At 67.3% G+C, this 17,378-nt stretch carries 18 protein-coding genes; 2 read left to right on the forward strand and 16 right to left on the reverse strand.

Annotation, left to right across the window (positions count from 1 at the left end; genetic code table 11):
* Positions 1–9: 9 nt before the first annotated feature.
* The 8 genes from B2P87_RS12360 to B2P87_RS12395 all read right to left on the reverse strand — a co-directional run bounded on the left by B2P87_RS12360 (position 10) and on the right by B2P87_RS12395 (position 9,009).
* Positions 10–792, reverse strand: a complete 783-nt coding sequence (locus B2P87_RS12360; RefSeq protein ID WP_141889118.1) for an ABC transporter ATP-binding protein — start codon at positions 790–792, stop codon at positions 10–12.
* Positions 792–1,808: a FecCD family ABC transporter permease gene (locus B2P87_RS12365; protein WP_141889119.1), complete on the reverse strand. Its 1,017-nt coding sequence runs from the start codon at positions 1,806–1,808 to the stop codon at positions 792–794. The genes B2P87_RS12360 and B2P87_RS12365 overlap by 1 nt, the downstream gene beginning before the upstream one ends.
* On the reverse strand, positions 1,805–2,836 hold the full coding sequence (locus B2P87_RS12370; RefSeq protein ID WP_141889120.1) for a FecCD family ABC transporter permease: 1,032 nt from the start codon (positions 2,834–2,836) through the stop codon (positions 1,805–1,807). The genes B2P87_RS12365 and B2P87_RS12370 overlap by 4 nt, the downstream gene beginning before the upstream one ends.
* 1 nt (position 2,837) lies before the next feature.
* Positions 2,838–3,860 (reverse strand): ABC transporter substrate-binding protein, encoded by a 1,023-nt coding sequence (locus B2P87_RS12375; protein ID WP_141889121.1) that lies wholly within the window; start codon positions 3,858–3,860, stop codon positions 2,838–2,840.
* Positions 3,861–4,072: 212 nt separating this feature from the next.
* Complete coding sequence (lpdA, locus tag B2P87_RS12380; RefSeq protein ID WP_141889122.1) at positions 4,073–5,431, reverse strand: dihydrolipoyl dehydrogenase; 1,359 nt, start codon at positions 5,429–5,431, stop codon at positions 4,073–4,075.
* Positions 5,432–6,754: a dihydrolipoamide acetyltransferase family protein gene (locus tag B2P87_RS12385; protein WP_141889123.1), complete on the reverse strand. Its 1,323-nt coding sequence runs from the start codon at positions 6,752–6,754 to the stop codon at positions 5,432–5,434.
* 4 nt (positions 6,755–6,758) lie between these two features.
* Positions 6,759–7,772 (reverse strand): alpha-ketoacid dehydrogenase subunit beta, encoded by a 1,014-nt coding sequence (locus B2P87_RS12390; RefSeq protein WP_141889124.1) that lies wholly within the window; start codon positions 7,770–7,772, stop codon positions 6,759–6,761.
* A gap of 1 nt (position 7,773) precedes the next feature.
* Positions 7,774–9,009: a 3-methyl-2-oxobutanoate dehydrogenase (2-methylpropanoyl-transferring) subunit alpha gene (locus B2P87_RS12395; RefSeq protein ID WP_008558193.1), complete on the reverse strand. Its 1,236-nt coding sequence runs from the start codon at positions 9,007–9,009 to the stop codon at positions 7,774–7,776.
* A 162-nt stretch (positions 9,010–9,171) separates the two neighbouring features.
* On the opposite strand from B2P87_RS12395, the gene B2P87_RS12400 reads away from it, so the two are divergent.
* Positions 9,172–9,636, forward strand: coding sequence for an Lrp/AsnC family transcriptional regulator (locus B2P87_RS12400; protein ID WP_008558354.1), 465 nt, complete (start codon positions 9,172–9,174; stop codon positions 9,634–9,636).
* 22 nt (positions 9,637–9,658) lie between these two features.
* On the opposite strand, the gene B2P87_RS12405 is transcribed toward B2P87_RS12400, so the two are convergent.
* From B2P87_RS12405 to cofG, 8 genes are all read right to left on the reverse strand, one after another.
* Positions 9,659–10,291 carry a TetR family transcriptional regulator C-terminal domain-containing protein gene (locus B2P87_RS12405; RefSeq protein WP_058284837.1) on the reverse strand — a complete coding sequence of 211 codons (633 nt, stop codon included), beginning with the start codon at positions 10,289–10,291 and terminating at the stop codon, positions 9,659–9,661.
* Between the two features lie 225 nt (positions 10,292–10,516).
* A complete protein-coding gene (locus B2P87_RS12410) occupies positions 10,517–11,518 on the reverse strand; it encodes a TIGR03842 family LLM class F420-dependent oxidoreductase (RefSeq protein WP_027234022.1) in 1,002 nt (333 codons plus the stop codon).
* A 24-nt stretch (positions 11,519–11,542) separates the two neighbouring features.
* Entirely contained in the window at positions 11,543–12,211 is a 669-nt protein-coding gene (gene npdG / locus B2P87_RS12415) for an NADPH-dependent F420 reductase (RefSeq protein WP_141889125.1), read from the reverse strand.
* Positions 12,208–12,981, reverse strand: coding sequence for a coenzyme F420-0:L-glutamate ligase (gene cofE / locus B2P87_RS12420; protein WP_141889126.1), 774 nt, complete (start codon positions 12,979–12,981; stop codon positions 12,208–12,210). Before cofE ends, npdG begins: the two co-directional genes overlap by 4 nt.
* Positions 12,978–13,637: a 2-phospho-L-lactate guanylyltransferase gene (cofC, locus tag B2P87_RS12425; RefSeq protein WP_141889127.1), complete on the reverse strand. Its 660-nt coding sequence runs from the start codon at positions 13,635–13,637 to the stop codon at positions 12,978–12,980. Before cofC ends, cofE begins: the two co-directional genes overlap by 4 nt.
* Positions 13,634–14,602 carry a 2-phospho-L-lactate transferase gene (gene cofD, locus B2P87_RS12430; RefSeq protein WP_141889128.1) on the reverse strand — a complete coding sequence of 323 codons (969 nt, stop codon included), beginning with the start codon at positions 14,600–14,602 and terminating at the stop codon, positions 13,634–13,636. The genes cofC and cofD overlap by 4 nt, the downstream gene beginning before the upstream one ends.
* A complete protein-coding gene (gene cofH, locus B2P87_RS12435) occupies positions 14,599–15,870 on the reverse strand; it encodes a 5-amino-6-(D-ribitylamino)uracil--L-tyrosine 4-hydroxyphenyl transferase CofH (RefSeq protein ID WP_141889129.1) in 1,272 nt (423 codons plus the stop codon). Before cofH ends, cofD begins: the two co-directional genes overlap by 4 nt.
* Positions 15,867–17,009 carry a 7,8-didemethyl-8-hydroxy-5-deazariboflavin synthase CofG gene (gene cofG, locus B2P87_RS12440; RefSeq protein WP_141889130.1) on the reverse strand — a complete coding sequence of 381 codons (1,143 nt, stop codon included), beginning with the start codon at positions 17,007–17,009 and terminating at the stop codon, positions 15,867–15,869. The genes cofH and cofG overlap by 4 nt, the downstream gene beginning before the upstream one ends.
* Positions 17,010–17,247: 238 nt before the next feature.
* On the opposite strand from cofG, the gene B2P87_RS12445 reads away from it, so the two are divergent.
* A partial coding sequence (locus tag B2P87_RS12445; protein ID WP_286852629.1) for a hypothetical protein occupies positions 17,248–17,378 on the forward strand: 131 nt, incomplete at its 3' end.

Genomic DNA, 17,378 nt, shown 5'->3' on the forward strand with positions numbered 1-17,378 from the left:
CGGCCTCATTCATGCGGGGATGACATGCGGGGTGCCGTGCAGCGGATCGGGGATGATCCGGCAGGGCAGCTGAAAGACGGAGTGCAGGACCGCTTCCGTGACCACCTCGGAGGGGGCGCCCTGGCAGAACACCTTCCCGTCCTTGAGCGCGATCATGTGGCTGGCAAAGCGGGCGGCCAGGTTGATGTCGTGCAGCACCATGGCCACGGTGCGCCCGGTCTCGCGGTTGAGCCTCTGCACCAGCTTCAGCAGCTCGATCTGATGCGGCAGGTCCAGGTAGGTCGTCGGCTCGTCCAGCAGCAGGATGCCGGTTTCCTGCGCCAGCGCCATCGCGATCCAGGCCCGCTGGCGCTGCCCGCCCGACAGCGCCTCCAGCGGTCTGCGGGCGTGCCCGGCCATATTGGTGAGCTCCAGCGCCCGGGCGACCGCTGCCGCGTCCTGCCGCGACCACTGCCGCAGCGCCGATTGATAGGGGGTGCGGCCGCGCGCCACCAGATCGCGCACCGTCAGCCCTTCGGGCGCGGCGGGGGTTTGCGGCAGGATCGCCAGCCGCCGGGCAACAGAGCGGCTGCTTTGGCGGTGGATCGCCTTGCCGTCCAGCACCGCCTGGCCGCGGCCGGCGGGCTGCAGCCGGGCCAGGGTTCTGAGCAGGGTGGATTTGCCGCAGGCGTTGGGGCCGACGATGGCGGTCAGCCCGCCATCGGGGATGGCGGCGGTCAGGCTGTCCAGCACGGGTGTTCCGGCATAACCGGCCGAGAGGTCCTCGGCCCGAAGGCGGGCGGTGTCAGGCATCAGAGCGTTCCTTTGCGGAAATGCGCCAGCAGCAGCCACAGCAGCACCGGGGCGCCGGTGAGCGCGGTAAAGACGCCGGCGGGCAGCTGCACCCCCGGCACCATGCGGGCGGCGGTATCGGCCAGCAGGGTCATCAGCGCGCCGGCCGCGGCGGCGGCCAGCAGCGCGGGCTTGCCGGAGGGAACCAGGCGGCGGGCGATCGGCCCGGCGGCAAAGGCGACAAAGGGCAGGGGGCCCGCGGCGGTCACCGCAAGCGCGGTCAGCACAATGCCGGCACCGGCCACCGCCAGCCGCAGGCCGGAGACCGGCAGGCCGAGGCCGGTTGCGATGCCGTCGTCCATCGCCAGCCGCGCCAGCGGGAAGTGCAGCCGCCACAGCACCGGCGCCAGCAGCGCCAGCCCGGCCCAGACCCGCGCCGCGTCCGCCCAGCCGCGGCTGTGCAGCGAGCCGGTGAGCCAGTTCAGCAGATCGGAGGCGGTTTTCGGGTCAATGCGGCTGACCAGCAGGTCGGCGGCGGCGGTCAGGGTCAGGCTGGCGCCGATGCCGGTCAGGATCAGCCGGCCCGGGGGCAGCCCGTCCTTCCAGCTCAGCAGCAGCACCAGCGCCGCGGCCAGCGCCGCGCCGGCAATGGCGCCCGCCAGCATCATGCCGCCGGTCAGGATCACTGCGGCCAGGGCGCCGCAGCTGGCGCCGGCGTTGAAGCCGATCACATCCGGCGAGGCGAGCGGGTTGCGCAGCATCGTCTGGAACATCGCCCCCGCCAGGCCGAAGGCGGCACCGGCGCCAAGCGCCGCCGCAATCCGCGGCAGCCGGTGGTCCAGCAGGATCATCTGCTCAATACCGGTGCCCCCGCCTTGCAGCACCGCGGCCATCTGCGCGCTGCTGAGGGGGTAACTGCCGGTCTGCACCGCCAGCAGGGCGGCGGCCAGCAGCAGGGCCATCAGGCAAAGGCCGGCCAGCAGGGCGCGGCGCGAGATCTGCACCGACAGGGCAGCGAAACGGAGGGTCCATGTCATAGGCTGCGCACTCCGTTCCGGCGCACCATCCAGACCAGCACCGGCCCGCCGATCAGCGCGGTCATCACGCCCGCCTGCATATTGCCGCCGAACAGCGGCAGGCGTCCGGCCAGATCGGCGGCAACCAGCAGCAGCGGCCCGAACACCGCGGAAAAAGCCAGCGTCCAGCGCATGTCCGGCCCGGCGGCCCAGCGGGCCAGATGCGGCACGATCAGCCCGGCAAAGGCGATCGGCCCGGCCATCGCGACAGTGGCGCCGCACAGAAGCACGATGGCGCTCCCGGCGGTGGCCCGCGCCAGCCCGGTGCGCACGCCCAGACCGCGGGCGGTGTCCTCGCCCAGAAGCAGCGCGTTCAGCCCGGCGGCGGCCACAGCGGCCAGCCCTGCGCCCAGGGCCAGGAAGGGCAGCAGCGCAATAAGGGTGGCGGGCATAGTGCCGTCGAACCCGCCCAGCACCCAGAAGCGGTAAACATCCAGGGTTTGCGAACTGACCAGCAGCAGCGCCCGGGTCAGCGCCAGGATCAGCGCGCTGAGCGCCGCGCCCGCCAGCACCAGCCGCAGCGGGCTGGCACCGCTGCCGCCGCCCAGCAGGAACACCAGCACCGAGGCCGCCAGCGCGCCGCCAAGCGCCACCCAGACAAAGGCTGCCGGATCGGTGATGCCGAAGCCCAGGATGCAGATCACCACGCCAAGCGCGGCGCCGCCGTTGATGCCGAGCAGGCCCGGATCGGCCAGCGGGTTGCGGGTCATCCCCTGGATCAGCGCGCCGGACATGCCGAGCGCTGCGCCAGCAAGCACCGCGCCCGCCAGCCGCGGCAGGCGCATGCTGCGGATCACGATATGGCCGGCATCGTCCGGGTCATAAGCGGTCAGCGCCGCCCAGACGGTGTCCCAGCCGGCGGGCCGGAAGCCGAAGCGTAGCGCGGCGGCCGACAGCACGGCCAGCCCCAGCAGGGACCCGGCGAGCCGCAGGCCGCGCAGGCTGGCGGCGGCGCGTGGCGGCGGCACACCGATGGCTGAGACGGGCATGTCAGCGGCCCTCCGGCAGCAGGCCGGCTTCGGCCATGCTGGAAACCGGGGTGCCCGGGTCGCCGTCCAGCGCCGCCTCCAGCAGCGGCACCAGCTGGTCCAGCGCGGCGTCCAGGCTCAAGGGGCTGGAATGGGACAGCGCCGAGGACAGCAGCCGCCCGGCATAGATCTCCCGCCCCTCCCGGTAGGCGCGCAGGATGTGGCGCAGCGGCAGCCGCTTGAGGCGCGGCACCGATCCGCCGGCGTCAATCCAGATCAGCGCATCCGTGTCGATGGGCGAGAGGTCTTCATCGGGCAGCAGGGCATAGTAAGCGTTCGCAGGCGCAAACGGGTTTTCCACCTCCGGCACGGTGAAGCCCAGGGCAGCTAGGAACTGGCCGCGGATGTCGCTGGCGGAATAGGCGCCAGTGCGGGTGGCCGAGACCATGACGGCGCTTGCGCCCTGCCACTCCGGGTGCGCGGCGCGGATCGCGGCAAAGCGGCCTTCGATCCGGGCGATGATCTGTTCTGCCTTGGAAGCGTTTCCGGTGGCCGTGCCCAGGGTGCGCAGCATCACCTGCCAGGGCGAGCCGTAGCTGCCGTGGGCGGCCTTCGGCGCCACGGTCGGCGCGATCCGCGACAGCAGCGCATATTCGCGTTCGGTCATGCCCGACCACTGTCCGGTGATCAGGTCCGGCTCCAGCGCGGCGATCCGTTCTATGTCGATCTGCCCTTGCAGCACGATGGGCCTGGCATCGCCCAGGGCCGCCTGCGCCCAGGGCCAGACCCCATGGGGGTGGTCGCCGAACCACTTGCGCAGGGCATGGGGTTTTTCCCCCAGCGCCAGGAGGAAATCATGGCCGATGAAGCTGAGCGAGACGATGCGCTGCGGCTTGGCGGGCACAATTGTGGTGCCATAGCGGTGCTCGATCACCGCCGGAAATGCATCCGCCGCGCAGGCCGCGGGCGCAAGCGCCGCTGCGGCCAGCAGCAGACAGGCGCCGAGCCGGGCGCGCGCATTTAGAAGTATCTGAGCCAGCTTCACAATTCACTCCAGCCGTCAGCGCAGCTTGGAGCTGCACCGGGATATTGATCCGTTGATGGCTGGACTGTGTGCCGCGCAAATGGCGCGGAGCGTCTCGCTGAAAGGCGCCCGTCAGGGTGCGTCCGGACGCTTAAATAACCTTAGTTCTTTTGTCAAGTAATCCGGCCGCCCGGGCTGTTTCGCTCCGGGCGGCCTGTTGCGGCCTTTGGGGCTCAGATATGCAGCGCGTGACCCAGCGCGCGCAGGCAGGCTTCCTGCAGGCCTTCCGACTGGGTCGGATGCGCGTGGATGGTTGCGGCGATGTCCTCCAGGCAGGCGCCCATTTCGATGGCGAGCGAAAACGCCGCCGACAGTTCCGACACGCCGGCGCCTACCGCCTGCAGCCCCAGCACCGCCTTGTCGGCATCGCGCCAGACAACGCGGATGAAACCGTCCTCGCGCTCTGTCGTCATGGCGCGGCCATTGGCGGCAAAGGGAAATTCGGTGCTGCTGCTGCCCTCCACCTCGCCCGGCAGGGCGCCGCAGGTGACAATCTCCGGGTCGGTGAAGCAGACCGCCGGAATGGCGCGCTTGTCCCATTCCACCGCGTGGCCCGCGGCATGTTCGGCCACCATCTCGCCCTGGGCCATGGCCCGGTGCGCCAGCATCGGCTCGCCGGTGACGTCGCCGATCGCGTAGATGCCGCGCATGGAGGTCTGGCAGGTCTTGTCGATCCGGATGTAGGGGCCGTTCAGGGTCAGCGCCAGCTCATCAACGCCGATGCCATCCATGCGCGGGCGGCGGCCGACAGTGACCAGGACTTTCTCTGCCTTGATGCCGCCCTGGGTGGTGCTCAGAACGCCATCGGCAAAGCCTTCGGCCCTGGCGCCGGTCATCACCTTGATACCCAGGGTTTCCAGCCGCTTGGCAACCGGCCGGGTCAGGGCCTGATCGTAGAGCGGCAGGATGCGGTCCTCAGCCTCCACCACGGTGACCTTGGCCCCCAGCTTGGCAAAGGCCGTGCCCAGCTCCAGCCCGATATAGCCCGCGCCAACCACGGCGAGGGTTTGGGGCACCGCCTGCAGCGCCAGCGCCTCGGTCGAGGACAGGATATCGCCGCCGAAGGGCAGGGAGGGCAGCTCCACAGGAGCAGACCCGGAGGCGATCACGATGCGCTCCGCGCGGATCTGGGTCGTTTCATCACCCTTCTTTACCGCCACGGTCTTGCCATCGAGGAACCGCGCGCGGCCCTCGACCACGCGCACGCCCGCCTTGCGCATCAGCCCGCTGACGCCGCCGGTCAGCCGCTTCACGATGCCGTCCTTCCAGGCCACTGTCCGGCTCAGGTCGATCTCCGGCTTGCCCGCCGTGATCCCCAGCGGCCCTTCGCTTGCGTGCGCCATCTTGTGGAACTCGTCCGCGGCGTGGATCAGCGCCTTCGACGGAATGCAGCCCACGTTGAGGCAGGTGCCGCCGGGGTTGGCCTCGTCCACCACGATGGTGTCGACGCCCAGCTGGCCTGCGCGGATGGCGCAGACATAGCCGCCGGGGCCCGCACCGATGATGAGCAGTTTGCACTTCAGATCAGTCATTCAGCCCTCGACAAACAGCATGGCCGGATTTTCCAGCAGGGATTTCAGTTTCTGCACAAAGACCGCCGCGTCCCAGCCGTCGATCACCCGGTGATCGAAGGAGCAGGAGATGTTCATCATCTTGCGTGGCCGGAATTGCTGGCCGTCCCAGACCGGGCGGATCTGCATCTTGTTGACGCCGACAATCGCCACCTCGGGGTGGTTGATGATCGGCGTGGTGGCAATTGCGCCAAGCGGCCCCAGCGAGGTGATGGTGATGGTGCCGCCGGTCAGCTCCTCCCGCTTGATCGAGCCGTCGCGGGCGGCGTCGGCCAGACGGGCAAGCTCGCCTGCGTTGTCCCACAGGCTGTTTGCCTCGGCGTGGTGCAGCACCGGCACGTTCAGGCCCTGCGGGGTTTGCGTGGCCACGCCGATATGGACGCCGCCGTGGCGGTAGATCACGCCTTCGTCGTCATCGTAGCGGGCGTTCAGGCCGGGCTGTTCGCGCACCGCCTCGACGATGGCGCGCATCAGGAAGGGCAGCAGCGTCAGCTTGGGGCGGCTGCCCTCGTGCTTCTTGTTGAGCGCGGCGCGCAGGTCTTCGAGCGCGCCCATCTCCACCTCTTCGACGATGGTGATATGCGGGATGTGGCGCTTGGACAGCGCCATCTTCTCGGCGATCTTGCGGCGCATCCCGATGACACGCTGCTCCTCGACACCGGTGTTGCGGCCCCGCGTGACGCCGCCCTGGCGGATGCCGCCGGATTCGATCCAGCTGTCCAGATCCTCGTGGCTGATGCGCCCGCCCGGCCCGGTGCCGGGCACGTGGCGCAGGTCGACCCCTTCGGAGCGCGCCCGCGCCCGCACGGACGGCGCCGCCAGCGGCTTGCTGCCCTCGGGCCGCGGCAGGCGGTGGCCCGGTTTCTTGGCCGCCGGTGCAGCAGCCGCAGCGGCGGCCGCTGGAGGCGCTTCCGGCGCCTGCGCGCCCGCACTCTTGCCCTCATCCTTGTTCTTGTCCGCGTCTTTGTCCGGCGCGGGCTGCGGCGCCGGGGCGCTGGCTTTGGCTGTCTCCGGGGCCGCGCCGGGGGCCTCGTTGCCCTCGCCCTCGACCTCGATGCGGATCAGCACAGAGCCGATCGCCATCATCTGGCCGATCTCGCCGCCCAGCTCCAGTACCTTGCCGGACACTGCCGAGGGCACCTCGACCGCGGCCTTGTCTGTCATCACCGCCGCCAGGATATCGTCCTCGCGCACGATATCGCCGGGCTTGACGTGCCATTCTGTCAGCTCCGCCTCGGCAATGCCTTCCCCCACATCGGGAAGACGCATGGCATAAACACCCATCCGGTCAGCCCTCCATCACTTTTTTCAAGGCCTCGCCGACACGGGCGGGGCCGGGGAAATACTCCCATTCCTGCGCGTGCGGATAGGGCGTGTCCCAGCCGGTGACGCGGATGATCGGCGCCTCCAGGTGGTAAAAACAGATCTCTTGCACCAGGCTCATCAGTTCGGCGCCGAACCCGGAGGTGCGCGTCGCCTCATGCACGATGACACAGCGGCCGGTCTTTTCGACCGAGGCCTGGATCGTGTCCAGATCAAGCGGCATCAGCGTGCGCAGGTCGATCACCTCGGCATCGACGCCGCTGGCCTCAGCCGCTGCCTCGGCCACGTAAACCATGGTGCCATAGGCCAGAACCGTGACATCGCCGCCTTCGCGGGTGATGCTGGCCTTGCCCAGCGGCACGATCTCCGCGCCCTCCGGCACCTCGCCCTTGGGGTGGTTTTTCCAGCTGGTGACCGGGCGGTCGTGGTAGCCGTCGAAGGGTCCGTTATAAAGCCGCTTGGGCTCCAGGAAGATCACCGGATCGGGATCTTCGATGGCGGCCAGCAAGAGCCCCTTGGCGTCGCGCGGATTGGAGGGCACCACCACCTTCAGCCCCGACACATGGGTGAACAGCGCTTCCGGGCTCTGGCTGTGGGTCTGGCCGCCGAAAATGCCGCCGCCGGTGGGCATGCGGATCACCAGCGGGCAGGTGAAATCGGCGTTGGAGCGGTGGCGCAGGCGCGCCGCCTCCGAGACGATCTGGTCATAGGCCGGATAGACGTAATCGGCGAACTGGATCTCGATCACCGGCTTCAGCCCGTAGGCGGCCATGCCAATGGCGGTGCCGACGATGCCGGATTCATTGATCGGCGCGTCAAAGCAGCGTGATTTCCCGTATTTCCTCTGCAATCCCGCGGTGCAGCGGAAGACGCCGCCGAAAAACCCCACATCCTCGCCGAAGACGACGACGCGGTCGTCCGCTGCCATCGCGACGTCATGGGCCTCGCGGATGGCCTCGATCATGGTCATGCTGGCCATTTCAGTACCCTGCTTCCTGACGCTGCCGGATCAGATGCGGCGGCATGGTTTCATAGACACCCTCGAACATGTCGCGCGGGCTGGGGGTCTTGCCGCCGCCCAAGGTGCCGATGGCCTCGGCCTGCTTCTGGGTGGCGATGACCCCGTCCAGGATTTCCGCCTGGGCCTGGGTGTGGCGGTCTTCGCTCCACTCGCCGATGGCGATAAGGTGCTTCTTCAGCCGCTCGATCGGGTCGCCCAAGGGCCAGGCCGCGGCCTCGCTCTTGGAGCGGTAGGCGGAGGGGTCGTCGCTGGTGGAGTGCCCGCCGGCGCGGTAGGTCACATGCTCGATCAGGGTCGGGCCATGGCCGCGCCGGGCCCGCTCGCAGGCCCATTTCGCCACCGCATGAACGGCCAGGTAGTCGTTGCCGTCCACCCGGATCGAGGCGATGCCAAAGCCGTGGCCGCGTGCCGCGAAGGTGCCGACGCCGCCGCGGGCGATGCCCTGGAAGGTGGAAATGGCCCACTGGTTGTTGACGATGTTCAAGACCACCGGCGCGCTGTAGGTGGAGGCAAAGACCATGGCGGCGTGGAAATCGCTCTCGGCGGTGGAGCCGTCGCCGATCCAGCCGGTGGCGATCTTGGTGTCGCCCGAAATGGCCGAGGCCATCGCCCAGCCGACCGACTGCACGAACTGGGTGCCAAGGTTGCCGGAGATCGAAAAGAACCCGTGTTCCTTGGAGGAATACATGATCGGCAGCTGGCGCCCGTGCAGCGGGTCGTCGGCGTTGGAATAGATCTGGTTCATCATCGTCAGCATCGGATAGCCGCCCGCGATCAGCAGCCCGGCCTGACGGTAGGTCGGAAAGTTCATGTCGCCCGGCCGCAGCGCGCGGGAAAAGGCGCAGGACACCGCCTCTTCGCCCAGATGCTGCATGTAGAAGCTGGTCTTGCCCTGGCGCTGCGCGTTCATCATCCGGGCGTCAAAGGTGCGCAGGGTCAGCATGTGGCGCAGGCCCTCGCGCAGCTCGTCCGGGCTGAGCGCGCCGGCCCAGTCGCCCACCGCCTCGCCGTCCTTGTTCAGCACCCGGACGATGGAAAACGCCATATCGCGGATCGAATCCGGGTCAGCGTCAACCGGCGGGCGTTTGACGGCCCCGGCGCGCGGGATCTCGAAATCCGAGAAATCCGGCGTGTCGCCCGGGCGGCAGCCCGGTTCCGGCACGTTCAGCGATAGCGGCGGGAAATCATCACTCATGCGGTCCCTTTCTGATCAAAGCCCCTGCACCGCGCCGCGCAGCACGCGCTGCGCGGCGCAGGGCCTGTCCCCCAGCTTAGCAAAACCGCATGGTTGAAAAATAACGAATATAGGGGTAGTGAAGCAAAAATCAGAGAAAATACACTCGGAAAAGCAAAATTTATGGTGGTTTTCGCTACGGATTCAGTTGATCGGGAGATACTTCGCGCGCTGCGCGATGACGGGCGGATTCCGCTGGTGCAGCTGGCGGCCCGAGTCGGCCTGTCCCAGACGCCCTGCAAGCGGCGCCTGCAGCGGCTGGAGGAAAGCGGCCTGATTTCCGGCTACATCGCCCGCATCGACCGCAAGGCTGCGGGGTTTGGCATCACCGCCTTTGTCTCGGTGGAGCTGGAGCGCCAGGACGCGGACGAAATCGCCCGGTTCCAGAAGAGGACTGCCCAGTTCGAGGAGGTGGTCACCGGCACGCTGATGACCGGCGCGCAGGATTTTCTGCTGGAAATCGTGGTGGAAAGCCTGGAGGAATTCGAGACCTTCCTACAGACCAAGCTGCTGCGCATTCCGGGCATCCGGGTGGTGCGGTCCCGCTTTGCGCTGCGCAAATTCATCGACCGGGCGCGGATCCCCTGACCGCCGGGGCGGTCCGCGGCCGTCAGCCGGGCTGCACCGTAAGCAGCTTCTTGTACATCTCCAACAGGAACAGCTCCGCCTCGGCATAGCGGTCAACGGCCTTGGCGGGGGCGATTTCCTCGATCTGGACGTCGAAATCGGCGTAATGCTGGGTGGTGGCCCAGATTGAGAACAGCAGATGGTGCGGATCGACGGTTGCGATCCGGCCCTCGCGCATCCAGTCCTCCAGCACCGTGATCTTGGTGTTGTAAAGCTCCTTCAGCGGGCCGAAAATCTCGCTGCGCGACTGCGGCAGGCCGCTGAGGATTTCATTGGCGAAGAACTTGCTTTCCTTGGGAAAATTCCGCGAGATTTCCAGCTTGCGGCGGATGTACTGGCAGATTTCGTCGATCGGGTCGCCGTGCTGGCTCAGCATGTTCAAAGGCGCCATCCACAGCTGCAGGGTGCGGGCCAGCAGCTCCTGGCGGATCGCGTCCTTGCTTTCGAAATAATACAGCAGGTTCGGCGTGGTCAGCCCGGCGTTCTTGGCAATCAGGTTGATCGACGCGCCGGAAGATCCGTGCTGGGCAAAAACCTCCAGCGCGGCGGCCAGGATCTGTTCCGTCTTTTTCCGCTGAATCCGGGTCTTCGGCTTTTCAGCTGCCATGCGCGCCATGAAAATTCCGCCACTTATAAAAATGTCTATCTGGCGCCCTATTGGCACAAGTCAAAGGCTGTTGCCAGCGGTCGCGCGCAAAAGGCCGGGTCAAAACAATCTGCCGGTGCAGGCAGGCCGCGCGGAAAGCAAAGGAGCGGGCAGCCAGAGCCGCCCGCCAATAGGCACCGTCCGCGGGGAGATTTGTCCGGACGGTGCCGTTTCCGGGCTGGCGCCCGGCGCAGTTCAGCGGAACGCCGGGATGATCTTTTCGCCATAGTCGGCGATGATCTTCTCCTCGTCGCCGCTGTCGAGATAGATGTTGAACTGGGTGGTGCCGGCGTCCTGCAGATCGCGGATCTTGGCGATATGCTCGTCCGGGGTGCCCAGCACGCAGAAGCTCTTGACGATGTCTTCGGTGATGAAGTCCAGGTACGGGTTATCGCTCTGGCCGTGCTTGGAGTAATCGTAGCCCTTCCGGTTCTTGATGTAATCGGTCAGGCTGGTCGGGACGTGGTCACCGTCGGTGCCGTATTTCTCCACGATATCAGCAACGTGGTTGCCGACCATGGCGGGGAACCACTTGGTCTTCTCGATGCCTTCCTCGATCGGGCCGGTATGCGCCGGAGCGGCGGCCATCACGCGGTAGTTCGACATGTCGCGGCCTTCGGCTTCACCGCCGGCCTTGGCCTGGTCCGCCAGCCACTTGATGATCTTGGGTTCAGCAATCTGCAGCACCACGCCGTCGCCGACCTTGCCGGCCGAGGCCAGGGCCTTGGGACCGTAGGCGCCGATCCAGACCGGCAGCTCATAGCCCTGGGCCCAGGGGAACTTCACCGGCTCGGGGCATTCGCCATACTGCACTTCCTCGCCGCGGATCAGCGACTTCACGACGTGGGTGAATTCTTCCATCCGTTTGATGGTCGAGGGTTTCTTGCCCATCACCCGCACCGCGCTGTCGCCGCGGCCGAGGCCGATGTCGAAGCGGCCGCCGGACTGTTTCGCCAGCGAGCCGAACAGCGAGGCGGCCACCGACCACTCGCGCGAGTTCGGGTTGGTCACCAGCGGGCCGAAGCGCATCTTGGTGGTGTGCTCCATGCACATCGCCATGGCGACAAAGCTTTCGCGCCACAGGATGTGGCTGTCGTAGAACCAGCAGTAGGCAAAGCCTGCGTTTTCCGCCTGGCGGACCAGCGCGCGGGCGCGTTCGGGCTCAACGAAGCCCTTGAAGCAAATACCGAATTCCATGTGTGTTTTCTCCCTGTTGGAATCTTAGTGTTCGGGGGCCCAGATGCGGATGCCCGCGTGGGTGAAGGGCACCGCCTTGGAAATGTTCTGGCGGATCAGGATCGGGGTGATCGCCTCGATGCAGCGGGCGGCCTCGGCGTCGCCGGCGTTGTAGGCCTGGACATCCAGCGCGCCGACCAGCTCGATCACCTTCTTGCGGGCGGGCAGGCTGTTGCCGCAGACCAGGATGTCGCAGTTAATCGGCCAGTCCAGGTTGTTGAGCGTGGTCGCCGACACGTTGTGCAGCGCGCCGATCACCGGAATGTCGTCACCCAAGAGCGCCTGCGCGGCCTCGGTGGCGGAGCCTTCGGGCGGCATCTCAACCTTCTTGGGGTCGCCTTCCTTCAGCGGCACCACGATATCGACCAGGATCTTGCCCGCCAGGCCCGGCTTCAGCGCCTCCAGCGTGGCGTTATGGGCGGAAAACGGCACCGCGAGGATGACCATTTCATCCGCCGCCGCGGTGGCGCCTGCATTGTCCAGCCCTTCGATCGGCGCGGCGCCCTCCGGCAGCTTCGCCATCAGCTCTGCCGCGATGCCGGCACTGCGTTCGCCATCGCGCGACCCCAGTGCCACGGCGATCCCTGCGCGGGCAAAGCGCAGCGCCAGCCCCTGGCCCTGCGGCCCGGTGCCGCCAATGATTGCGATCTTCATCTGAACATATCCTCCTGTTTTTTCCTGAGTATGTCGGCGCCGCGGCTGTCGGCGGGCTGCCAGTCGAGCCCGCGCAGCAGCACCGCCGGTGTTTTTCCGTTCTTGCGCACCACCAGACCTGAGGCGGCGGAAATCTCGTCCGCCAGCGCCGGTTCGGTCACCTGCAGCGGCCGCCCCCAGGCGTCCAGGTTGCCCTGCTCCTGAATGGTGGCGGGAACCTTGCTGAGGCCGATGGCGACATTGATCTGGCCCAGCCGCCACGGGCGGCCGAAGGTGTCGGTCATCACCACGCCGATCTGCGCACCGAACCGGGCGGCCAGCGCGGCGCGCAGGCGCTCACAGCTGGCGTCGGGATCGCGCGGCAGCACCATCGCCGCGTCCTCCTCGCCGAAGTTCGATTCATCGACCGCCGCGTTGGCGGAGATGAAGCCCAGCCGGTGCTCGCAGATCATCGTGCCGGTGTTCTGGTCCGGGCGGCGGAAGGCGCGCACCACGCGGGTGCTTTCGCGCAGGACGATTTCCACCTTGCGCGGGTCCTTGTTCAGTTCCTCGCCGTATTTGATGGCTTCCGCCGAAGGCGTGACCGAGGCCAGCGGGATGATGCAGTCTTCCGCTTTCGAAAACACCTTCTGCGCGATGCACAGGATATCGCCGTCCTGCAGACCAAGCCCGGCCTGCTCCAGGCAATCGCCCAGAACAGCCGCCAGATCGTCGCCGTTCTGGATATCCGGCACGCCGGGCACGGCGGTGAGAGTGACGGACAGGCTCATCGCGCGCCCTCCCGCATCAGGGCCTGCGGGTTCTGCGCCAGCAGGCAGCTGAGGTCCTCGGCGGTGTCAACGTCAACACGCAGGCTGTCCAGCGGCAGCACCACCGGGCACAAGCCCGCGGCCTCTGCCGCACGCCGGTGGGCGATCAGCGATTTCTGCCCGTAGGCAAAGGCAAAGGGGCAGGGCAGCGGCACCAGCAGCGCGTTTGTGCCAAGGTCAGTGGCCGGGCACAGCACCGCGCGGGTGCCGTCCAGCGGATAGGCCAGAAGCTGCGCCAGGTCGTCCGGCGACGGGTCCGCCAGATCGCCCGGCAGCACGCACAGCGCCTCATACCCGTTTGCCGCGGCCCAATCCGCCGCCGCCTCCACCGCCAGCGACAGGGTGCCGGGGTCATTGTCGTCGATGCAGATCAGCCCTGCCTGGCGGGCGATGCGCGCGATCACCGGGCTGTTGGACGCCACGGCAATGTCGATGGCGCCTTGGGGCAGCCTGGCAACCGCATCCTGCAGCCGCGCGATGGTCGCGCGGAACAGGCCGCGGGCGAGCGCTTCGCGGTCCCGCGGCGCCAGCGCAATGCTCAGCCGCGTCTTGGCCCGGGAGGGATCCTTCATCGGGATCACCGCCAGCCGCTTGCCGGATTTCGCCGCCGCGCTCATGCCGCTGTCTCCCGGTTCGCGCGGGTGAGGCCGAGATCCGCCACTTCGCGCGCCAGGCGAGCCTTGTCTTCTTGGGTCGTCATCAGGATTTCGCTGCAAACTGGCGCCAGCCCCATCGCGCGGATTTCGCCCGCCAGCCCGGCATCGGCGTGGTCGATCACCAGCGTATCGGCCAGCCCGCGGTAGCGCGCGGCCACCCCGGCGGCATCGGCCCGTTCCCCCAGCGCCGCCATCATGCGGTCGGCCGGGCCTTTGACGACCTTGCCGCCGATGAACGGGCTGACGGCAACCTTCGGCGCGCGCGCCGCCCGCAGCGCCGCGGACATTCCCGGCACGCCCAGAATGGGGGCAATGCTGACCAGCGGGTTGGAGGGCGCAATCACGATCAGATCCGCCTGCCGGATCGCCGCCAGCGCCTCTGGCGCGGGGCGGGCCTGCGCCAGCCCGTCAAAGGCCAGCTCCCGCACCTCCGGCGCGCAGCGTTCGCGCACGAAATACTCCTGGAAACTCAGCCAGCCCGCATCGGTGCGCACCCGGGTCTGCACCTTATTATCCGTCGGCAGCAGGATTTCCGCCCCGGCGCCAAAGGCACGTGCCACGTCGCGGGCGATATCGCTGGGCCGGTCGCCGCGCAGGCGGCGCATGGTGCGGTAGATGTGCAGGCCGAAGTCGCGGTCGCCCAGCGACATCCAGGTGTCCGCGCCCAGCGTGTTCAGCGTCTCCAGCGCCCGGTGGCTCTCATCCGCCACGCCCCAGCCCTGATTGCGGTCGATCACATCCGCCAGGCTGTAGGTCAGCGTGTCGATATCGGGCGAGACCCAGAGGCCGTGGAAGTCATCGTCGTCCGCCACATTGCCGATCACCGACAGCGCCACATCCGGCAGCGCGGCCAGGCCTTCGGCCATCTTGGCGCCGCCGACGCCGCCCGCCAGCAGGGTGACCTTATGCTTCTGCGCGCCGCTCATTCCGCCGCCTCCAGCGCGGGGCGTTCCGGGAACATCTGGAGGAATTCCAGCGGGTTGCGCCCTTGCCGGTCAACCAGCGGAGCGATCACCTCGGGGTCGTGGTGCTCATAGACCTCGCGCACCTCGTAGATGGTGTTGCGGCGCACCGGCACCCGGCCCGCGGCGCGAATGATCTGCGCCAGCTCGCGCGCGGTGATCTCCTGCCCGTGGTCCGATCCGGCCGAGCGCGAGATGCTTTCGTTCATCAGCGTGCCCCCGAGGTCATTCACCCCGCGCGACAGCATCTGTTGCGCCCGCGCCGCGCCCAGCTTGGTCCAGCTCACCTGGATATTGTCGATCCAGCCGTGCAGCATGATGCGCGACACCGCGTGCATCAGGTCCACCTCCAGCGCGGTGGGACCGGGGCGCACTTTGTCCGGGTTCTGCGACCAGAGCGGCGACTCGGTATGCACAAAGGACAGCGGCACCAGCTCGGTAAAGCCGCCGGTGTCCTTCTGGATGTCGCGCAGCAGGCGGATATGCGCGGCCCAATGCTCCGGCCCGTCGATATGGCCGTACATGATGGTGGCGGTGGTCGGGATGCCGACCTCATGCGCGGCGCGGATGATCTCGACCCATTTCTCGGCGCTCAGCTTGTTCTTGGTCAGCTGCATCCGCACTTCGGTATCCAGGATCTCCGCCGCGGTGCCGGGCATCGAGCCGAGGCCCGCCTCCTTCAGATCCGCCAGGAAATCGCGGTAGGACATCTTGGTCTTGGACGCGCCGTACCAGATCTCAAACGGCGAGAAGGCATGTATGTGCATGTCCGGCAGCGCCGCTTTGAGGGCGCGCACGATGTCGCGGTAATAGGTGCCCTCCATCTTGGGATGCAGGCCGCCCTGGATGCAGACCTCGGTGGCGCCGCGGTCCCAGGCTTCCTGCGCGCGCTCAACGATCTGCGCGGGCTCCAGCCACTCGGCGTCCTTGTCCTCGCTGCGCTTGGCAAAGCCGCAGAAGCGGCAGCCCATATAGCAGATGTTGGTGAAGTTGATGTTGCGGTTCACCACAAAGGAGACGCGCTCGCCATTGGCGCGGCGGCGCAGCGTGTCCGCCACGGCATAAACCGCTTCGGCATCGGCGCCGGTGGCGCGGAACAGCTCGATGCCTTCCGCTTCAGACACCTCGCCGCCCTCCAGCGCCATCTCCAGAATGGCGCGGACCGGGGCGGAGGCGGCGCTGACGGCAGCCGGGACAGTGGCAAAATTCTCGGCGGATTGCTGGATGGTCATGCTGTCTCTCCGATGTGGCGCTGATCGCGGGCGAGGCCGTTTTCCTGGGCCATGCCGGCCGCGCGGGCCAGCACGCCGGGGTTGATGAAGCCGCTGTCCCCGGTCAGGTAGCGGGGGTAAACGGTGAGCCGCTCGCGCAGCTCGAACCCGGCCCCTGTGCAGGAGTTTGCCAGCGCCCGGATCTCCGGCCATTCGTGCTGCGGGTTGATGAAGTCGATGGTGACGGGCGAAATCCCGCCCCAGTCGTTGATGCCCGCCTCCAGATAGGCGATGTGGCGGGCGCTGAGGTTCGGCGGCGCCTGCAGGCTGATCTCCGGCGCGAGGATGATGCGGGCGGCGGCGATGGTGCGCAGCATGTCCTCCAGCGCCGGTTCCGGGTGGTTCGCCATCTCAATGTCCGGCTTGCGCTGGAAGTTCTGGATAATGACTTCCTGGATGTGGCCATGGCGGGCGTGGGCGGCGTTGATCGCATGCAGCGCCTCGATCCGCTCGGCAAATGTCTCGCCAATGCCGATCAGCAGGCCGGTGGTAAAGGGCACCTGCTTCTGGCCCGCGCGTTCCAGCGTGCGCAGGCGCTGCACCGGCACCTTGTCGGGGCAGGCATAATGCGGCTGGCCCTTGCGGGTCAGGCGGCGGCTGACGGTTTCCAGCATCATCCCCATCGAGGCAGAGACCGGGTGCAGCACGTCGATCTCGTCGTCCGTAAGAGTGCCCGCGTTCACATGCGGGAGCAGGCTGGTCTCGGCCAGCACCAGCTCGCACATGTCGCGCAGATAATCGGTAAGGCGGGAATACCCCAGCCGTTCCAGCCCCTTGCGGGCTTTCTCATAGCGCAGCTCCGGCTTCTCGCCGAGGCTGAACAGCAGCTCTTTGCAGCCCTCGCGCTCGCCTTTCTGCGCCACCGCCAGCACCTGCTCCGGCGTCATGATATTGGCCTCCGGCGAATCCGGATGCTTGACGAAGGTGCAGTAGCCGCAGGTGTCGCGGCACATGTTGGTCAAGGGCACGAAGGCCTTGCGCGAATAGGTGACCGTGCGGCCCCATTGGGCGTCGCGGATGCCGGCGGCACGCGTCATCAGGGCGCGCAAATCTCCGGTCTCCGCCCAGGCGGTGCCTGTGCTGAGCGATTGGGTGTTCATGGTGTCCTCCCTGCCTCAAAGACTGTGGAGGAGGGCGCGCCATGTCAAATATTTTTTTAGCTGTAAGTCAAAAAAAATACCGTAAAGGCGTGGATGTCCCGGATAACAAGCTGTTTTTAAACTGCTAAAAATATGAGCTGACAAAAATATTGACTACTAAGTAAAACAACCAAATACTTCTTCCCAATCGCAGGCAGCCGGTCCGCCGGACGCTTCAGCGAAAAGGGAGGACATTGAAGTGCTTATTGGAACGCCAAGGGAGCTGGCGGCTGGAGAGTCGCGCGTTGCGATGACGCCGGAGTCTGCGGTTCAGCTGCAGAAGCTGGGCTATGACTGCGCGATCGAGACGGGGGCCGGGGCGGCGGCGGG

Origin of the sequence: Leisingera sp. UBA4491, assembly GCF_002388965.1 — a bacterium.
GTDB lineage: Bacteria > Pseudomonadota > Alphaproteobacteria > Rhodobacterales > Rhodobacteraceae > Leisingera > Leisingera aquaemixtae.

Bases quoted from the DNA above. Each gene is read 5' to 3' on its own strand.
- B2P87_RS12360 (WP_141889118.1), bottom strand. From the start codon at position 792: ATGCCTGACACCGCCCGCCTTCGGGCCGAGGACCTCTCGGCCGGTTAT.
- B2P87_RS12365 (WP_141889119.1), bottom strand. From the start codon at position 1,808: ATGACATGGACCCTCCGTTTCGCTGCCCTGTCGGTGCAGATCTCGCGC.
- B2P87_RS12370 (WP_141889120.1), bottom strand. From the start codon at position 2,836: ATGCCCGTCTCAGCCATCGGTGTGCCGCCGCCACGCGCCGCCGCCAGC.
- lpdA (WP_141889122.1), bottom strand. From the start codon at position 5,431: ATGACTGATCTGAAGTGCAAACTGCTCATCATCGGTGCGGGCCCCGGC.
- B2P87_RS12385 (WP_141889123.1), bottom strand. From the start codon at position 6,754: ATGGGTGTTTATGCCATGCGTCTTCCCGATGTGGGGGAAGGCATTGCC.
- B2P87_RS12390 (WP_141889124.1), bottom strand. From the start codon at position 7,772: ATGGCCAGCATGACCATGATCGAGGCCATCCGCGAGGCCCATGACGTC.
- B2P87_RS12395 (WP_008558193.1), bottom strand. From the start codon at position 9,009: ATGAGTGATGATTTCCCGCCGCTATCGCTGAACGTGCCGGAACCGGGC.
- B2P87_RS12400 (WP_008558354.1), top strand. From the start codon at position 9,172: ATGGTGGTTTTCGCTACGGATTCAGTTGATCGGGAGATACTTCGCGCG.
- B2P87_RS12405 (WP_058284837.1), bottom strand. From the start codon at position 10,291: ATGGCGCGCATGGCAGCTGAAAAGCCGAAGACCCGGATTCAGCGGAAA.
- B2P87_RS12410 (WP_027234022.1), bottom strand. From the start codon at position 11,518: ATGGAATTCGGTATTTGCTTCAAGGGCTTCGTTGAGCCCGAACGCGCC.
- npdG (WP_141889125.1), bottom strand. From the start codon at position 12,211: ATGAAGATCGCAATCATTGGCGGCACCGGGCCGCAGGGCCAGGGGCTG.
- cofE (WP_141889126.1), bottom strand. From the start codon at position 12,981: ATGAGCCTGTCCGTCACTCTCACCGCCGTGCCCGGCGTGCCGGATATC.
- cofC (WP_141889127.1), bottom strand. From the start codon at position 13,637: ATGAGCGCGGCGGCGAAATCCGGCAAGCGGCTGGCGGTGATCCCGATG.
- cofD (WP_141889128.1), bottom strand. From the start codon at position 14,602: ATGAGCGGCGCGCAGAAGCATAAGGTCACCCTGCTGGCGGGCGGCGTC.
- cofH (WP_141889129.1), bottom strand. From the start codon at position 15,870: ATGACCATCCAGCAATCCGCCGAGAATTTTGCCACTGTCCCGGCTGCC.
- cofG (WP_141889130.1), bottom strand. From the start codon at position 17,009: ATGAACACCCAATCGCTCAGCACAGGCACCGCCTGGGCGGAGACCGGA.